We start from the raw sequence: 5,478 nt of genomic DNA on the forward strand, positions 1-5,478 counted from the left end.
CGCCGCCCGGGTAGAGCCCCCGCTTCTGGCCCAGGCACTCGGCATCAGTGCATCAACAGCGGTCCGCTGGGCCGAACTCGCGGGACGACCCTTCAGCGGCTATGTCGCCGACCTCACCACCTAGTCACGCCGATCCGCACAGATACTGGGAAGGGCAACACCAACAACTACAAGACAACATTGCACACAAGACCAGCGAAAGGGCCTCGCGGGCAAACACATTCCGGACTAATGTCTCGGACCAGACAGCCCCTGAACGTATACATCCCTGGCAGGAGGAGAAATCCAAGACAGGCGACCCGGTATGCCATTTGTTCCCTGCTAAAGGAGAACAAAGCCCTTCCCTGGCACCGAGTACCCGCAGACCGCGGCACACAAGAATCACGCAACCAGCCGCGCAATTGGCTCGGCAACGTCGCTCTCCGGGTCCATGCCCTGGGCTTGAATGTTGACGACGTCTCTAGGCTGACTCTAGAGAACCAATACTCGGGAAGTGCGCGAAAGGGCACCCATTTTCGTAGGTAAATTCGAACGCCAGACCAGGGGCTTGGAGGCCGTGATTCTCACTGGTAACGTGACGGAGTACATGGTTTCTCCATCGAACGGACTAAGTGATTGGTTCGACGACGGCAGACCGGAAATCTACGAAAGGGTATGTGGTTCCCATGGCCGATTACAAAGTGACCTCATAGCAGCTGACAAGTGTTTCAACGCGGCTGGCGAATGGTTCCGTGGAAATCGAGCACCAGCTGTCGGGTTTGAATGCCCAGGTCAAGGCCCTCGTGGACAACGACTGGACGGGTGTTGCGTCGACCGGCTTCAACGAGCTCTTTGACCAGTTCCACCGCGCCGGAACCGACCTCAAGCACGCCCTCGAAGGCATCTCGACACAGCTCGGGCAAGCCGCACGCGCCTACGAAGAGACTGAACACTCCATCTCGGCCGGATTCCGAAGCTAGCAGAAGATTCAATGACGGGCAGGAGTGGCACAGGTAGTGGAGGGAAATTCATGACTGGCAGATTGACGCCTGTTGCGGGCGGGGATTCCCCACCCGGTTACTCCTGCTCGTTGAGCGGCGCGAGAGCCCTCAGCGCAGCCAGCGGGTCCTTAATCCAGGTGCTGGGGTTGTTCGGGGGTGTTGCCGGTGCAGTGGACTGAGCAGGAACCGGACGCCGCTGACCTGGTAAGTGGGTCCTTGCATCGTGACCGGGCCTCCGAGCATATGGCGCAGGCCGATCTCGTGCGCCGGAGCCTGCAGGATCTCATCAACAGCGTCGGGGCGCAGTGGCAGGGGGAAGCGGCAAACGCCTGGACCACCGGAGTGACCTCCGTGGTGGAAATCCTGTCCCGGCTGCACAACACCCATTCGGGCATGCACGCCGTCTTCACCCACCTGTATGACGGACTCCACGCACTGCGTGAGTCCATGGACGGGGTCCGGCAGAGAGAAACAGTGTGGCAGTGGGAACTGGACCAGTCCCGGGCACACACCATCGAGCACGCCCAATGGCTGTCTCTATTTGATCCCGCGTCCCTGGCCTGCCCGCTCGACGATGTCCCGGACCATGGATCCTTTCCGAGCGACACGCCGGAGATCAAAGGCCGCCGGATCAACTTGGCCGGGGCGCGCGACATGGTCCTCACCGCGGAAAAGAACCTCGCACAGGCCCAGGCCGAGCGTGAAGAGTGCGTCCGTCGACGCCGCGACCTGAACTCGAACGCCGCCCATGACCTGGCCGCCCTCACCGCGGGGCTGCCAAGGGATCTGCCTGTCGCCCGGGGCGGGGGAGCCTCGGCGGTTCCCGCGACGCTCGGGCTGTCGCTGATCCGTGCATCCCTGGCTGGAATGAGCAACAAAGAACTCGCTGAGCTGGCCGTGAAACACCCCGACCTTGCCCAGCTGCTCGCCGGAACCCTCCCGGCGGCCGGCGCCGCGGTGCCCGGGGTCGACCCCGCGACAATGACCGCCCTGGCCGGCCTGGTCGGTTCCCCGGTAACCGTCGAGCGCGGACGTGCGATCACCGCACTGTTCGCCACCCTCACCCCCGACCTGGCGGAACGGCTGGCGTTGCTTTACCCGGGCCTCGGGAACATCGATGGCGTGCCGTTCGAGAACAGGTACGCCGCGAACCGTATCAACGTCGCTGCAGCCTTGAAGACCCGCCAGGACAACCAGCCATCTCTCGACCAGACACTCAAATCCGCGCAGGACAAGGTCAACGACCTGCAGAAACGCTCCAACGACTACACACTCAATGGCGAACCCCGCACAGGCGGCGACACCCAGGGCATTAATCCCTTACAGCAAGACCTGGACAAAGCCCTCCAGGACCTCTCAACGGCAGAACAAGCAGCGAAAACGAACCCTAACCTGATAACCAACTACGACAAGTACCTCAACCAGGCAACGCCGAGTTACGAGGTTGGTCCCGACGGGAAAACTGTCCCAGATCGAACAGGGCATCAGATTCTGGTCTTCTCCGACAATGGTCCGGGAGCCATCGCTGAAGTCTGGGGCAACGTCGCCACGTCGAAACAGATCGGAGTCGCCGTCCCCGGAACCACCGAGAACATGACGAACTTCCCGGACAACTCGCACAGCATGGCAGAAAACGCCATTATCTCGGCTCGCGGACAAGGGGCCCTCGGTACCGGCATGGCAATGATCGCCTGGGCCGGTGGTGAATTCCCACAGAACGTTCCCATATTCAGCGGTGAGGGTCTTCTCCCACCGCAGGGAGCGCAGGATCCTTCCTACGCCAACGAACTCGGGGCACGGCTATACCGGTTCAGCGAGGCCCTGAACGCCGAAGCCGTGACGCCCGGGGCCGTCATTGACTCCGGCGCGCACAGCTACGGCGGCGCCGCCTTGGGAGTTGCCCTGCACTTGGGCATGAAAGTGCACGGCGCACTCTTCATTGAAGCTGCCGGGCTGGGACCCGGAATCACATCAACGTCCGACTACCCGCACGAAGCAACCACCAGGTTTTACCAGACAACAGCCCCGGGTGATCCCATTGGGATATCCCGGGATTTTCCTGTCCTCGGCGCCGACCCGTCGAGGGTTCCGGGAATTGCTTCCCTCGAAACCGGATTCAAGGATGACAACGCCCGCCCCGGCGGCGAATTGCTTTCCGGTGAACCGGCCCATAACGGCGTCTTCAACCTGCATAGCACCGCCCAGCAGAACATCGCTCATTTCTACAGCGGTCAGCCCATGGAAGCCCGGGCCCCCGAAGGACATCTTATGGATCCGGGCTACAAACCCTTGATGGTGGACCCGAACGGTACCCCTTGGGAGAAGATCGGTGACTTCAGAAGCTACGTCAATTCGAAAGCAACGCCCGTGCCGTAGTTGCCGGAGTCTGACCACGGAATGCAACGAGGAGAACATGCAGAGACAAATAAGACGATGGCGAGGCCGGACAATGGCATCGATGGCCGCGATCATGATCATAGGAGTGACAATGAGTGCCTGCGCGCCCAATAGCGGGGGGAACAGCAACCCGGCCGAACCGGTAGATGGACCCGTCGGGGCCAGCGCCGAACTCAAGGACGCGGCTAACCAGGCCTTCGATCTCAACCGGAACATCCTTGCCCAAATCGACCCCTCCCTTTTCGCTGAACTCGACAGTCTGCCCACGAGCAGGCGCGAATCATCCGAGACCCCCGCCATGAAAAACGGCTACAGCTACTGGCATGTCAGCACCACCAGCCGTCTCAAAGGCGCGGATGTCCACGCCTTGTTCGACAAACTGCGCACATATCTCGAGTCCAACGGATGGGAAAACGGCTCTGATGACAGGACCACTTCCTCAACTGGCACGGTGATAGGGACCGCTGATTTCCGCAATAAGGGACCAGTCGACTATTTGTCCATGGGCGTGACAGGTGGACCAACAAACGTCCAAATCTACATAGACATCGCAACCGCAAACTTTCCCAATCCGCCTGTTTCGGAATGGCCCGATGCGGGGTCAGGTGAACCGTGGCAGCCCTCAGCCGCGTTATGGCCAGCAGGCCTCGGGCCCGCACCCACCTCGGCACCCACACCTTCTCCGAGCGGAACCTCGAAGCGATGACCTCAACACACACCCCGCACAAGGAGGTACCTGAATGAACACAACAGGCAACTCCGCAACCGCCGGCGGTCAGGGTTCCGTGTCTTTCGTTGTGAGCTACGCGCTGCTGGACGCTCTCAGTGCAGGGCTGTCCAATGCCGGGAACAACCTCGCCCCCGACACCCAACTGCCCGGACTCATCAGCGGTGACGCAGACATCGACCAAGCCACAAACTTCCTCGAGGACAGCACCCGTGACCTCACCGCCACCATCCAGACCACCTTGGGCAAGACCGCCCAACAAACCCATCAGGCCGCTGACGACTACGCCCGGGCGGACAAGGCTTTCTCCAGTTAGTAGCGCCAGCGTCTGCGGCGCGGGCACTCGTCACCGCCGGCTGAGAACTGACGTTGTGTATTGACGTAAACCATGGGGGCACCCCCGTGATTTCGCGGATCCGCAAAACAGACGAACAGTATCTCGTCAACGCGTTTCCGGCACAAAGCAGGGGTGAAACATCAGTCGTCCTTGCCCATGGCCCGGACGTAGTAGCTGTCGGGACCGTAGCCGGAGTCGTCGTCTTCACCGCGGGCCGAGTAGTCATCGTCGTCCTCCTCCCCGACGATACGGGCAGCTGTCGTCTGGAGAGTGTCCGAACCTCCGAGCAGTCCCCAGACCTTCTCGCGTTCCTCGGCCAGGTTGACTGGTTCACCTGCCAGCAGCTCCAGTGTCGACTTAAGCTCCCAAGAAATGAGCGCCGCAAACCTTGCGGAGTAGATGCCGATCCTGTTGATTCCGTACCCGTCAGAGCGATCGAAGAGGGTGTATCCCAACAGCTGGTAAAGGTCTTCACGCGAGAGCGCATTGCCCTTGACGGCCGCCTTGAAGTCGAGAAGAAGACCATTGCTGATCACGTCCGCATCGGCTGGGCAGAGAATCGAGCCATCGAACGTCGGGCCAAGGTGGAACGGTGCGCCGAGATTAGGAAACAGGTGCTCCTGTGCAAGGGTGTCCAGCTCCTTCAACTGCCGAAAAGCATCTTCCGGGATGAGCGAGAGAAGACGTTTAGCGGTGAAATCGTCATCCTCCAGCACAAGGTCAAGGGCGAGCCTGGGAACAACCCGGCACGGTATACCTCCGTGCACAGGGCAAGCGCCCAGCACGCCCGGTCCAGCTCGGTCGGAGCAGCATTTCCCTGAGCCGCTTCGCAGGCATGCCGGATGACCTCGTGGATGGGTTCCACGTAGTCAGGCCGCGCGGTGAATGCATGGATCGCTACATCCGGGACGTAGGTGGGGTCGATCAGGAACCGACGTTTCAGCCCGCGTATCGTCGACTGGCCGGACACCGGCTCCTGACCACTCACCGTCCGGAATAGGCCATTCCGGACTCGAGAACACCCGGCACTTCTAGAT

Annotated in this window: 5 protein-coding genes; 4 read left to right on the top strand and 1 reads right to left on the bottom strand. The window is 61.1% G+C overall.

Features of this window, described 5'->3' with window-relative positions; all coding sequences use genetic code 11:
• Positions 1-695 precede the first annotated feature (695 nt).
• The 4 genes from ABH924_RS24605 (at position 696) to ABH924_RS24620 (ending at position 4,420) form a co-directional block, all read left to right on the top strand.
• Entirely contained in the window at positions 696-959 is a 264-nt protein-coding gene (locus tag ABH924_RS24605; RefSeq protein ID WP_404503124.1) for a WXG100 family type VII secretion target, read from the top strand.
• 186 nt (positions 960-1,145) lie between these two features.
• Entirely contained in the window at positions 1,146-3,356 is a 2,211-nt protein-coding gene (locus ABH924_RS24610; protein ID WP_404503117.1) for an alpha/beta hydrolase, read from the top strand.
• 112 nt (positions 3,357-3,468) lie between these two features.
• Positions 3,469-4,083, top strand: a complete 615-nt coding sequence (locus ABH924_RS24615) for a hypothetical protein (RefSeq protein WP_404503119.1) — start codon at positions 3,469-3,471, stop codon at positions 4,081-4,083.
• A gap of 34 nt (positions 4,084-4,117) precedes the next feature.
• Positions 4,118-4,420, top strand: a complete 303-nt coding sequence (locus tag ABH924_RS24620) for a hypothetical protein (protein ID WP_404503120.1) — start codon at positions 4,118-4,120, stop codon at positions 4,418-4,420.
• 161 nt (positions 4,421-4,581) lie between these two features.
• Here ABH924_RS24620 and ABH924_RS24625 read toward each other — a convergent pair whose 3' ends face one another.
• Positions 4,582-5,157, bottom strand: coding sequence for a hypothetical protein (locus ABH924_RS24625; protein ID WP_404503122.1), 576 nt, complete (start codon positions 5,155-5,157; stop codon positions 4,582-4,584).
• Between the last annotated feature and the right edge of the window lie 321 nt (positions 5,158-5,478).

The organism is Arthrobacter sp. GAS37 (genome assembly GCF_044908325.1).
GTDB lineage: Bacteria > Actinomycetota > Actinomycetes > Actinomycetales > Micrococcaceae > Arthrobacter > Arthrobacter ramosus.

Bases quoted from the DNA above. Each gene is read 5' to 3' on its own strand.
- ABH924_RS24615 (WP_404503119.1), top strand. From the start codon at position 3,469: ATGAGTGCCTGCGCGCCCAATAGCGGGGGGAACAGCAACCCGGCCGAA.
- ABH924_RS24620 (WP_404503120.1), top strand. From the start codon at position 4,118: ATGAACACAACAGGCAACTCCGCAACCGCCGGCGGTCAGGGTTCCGTG.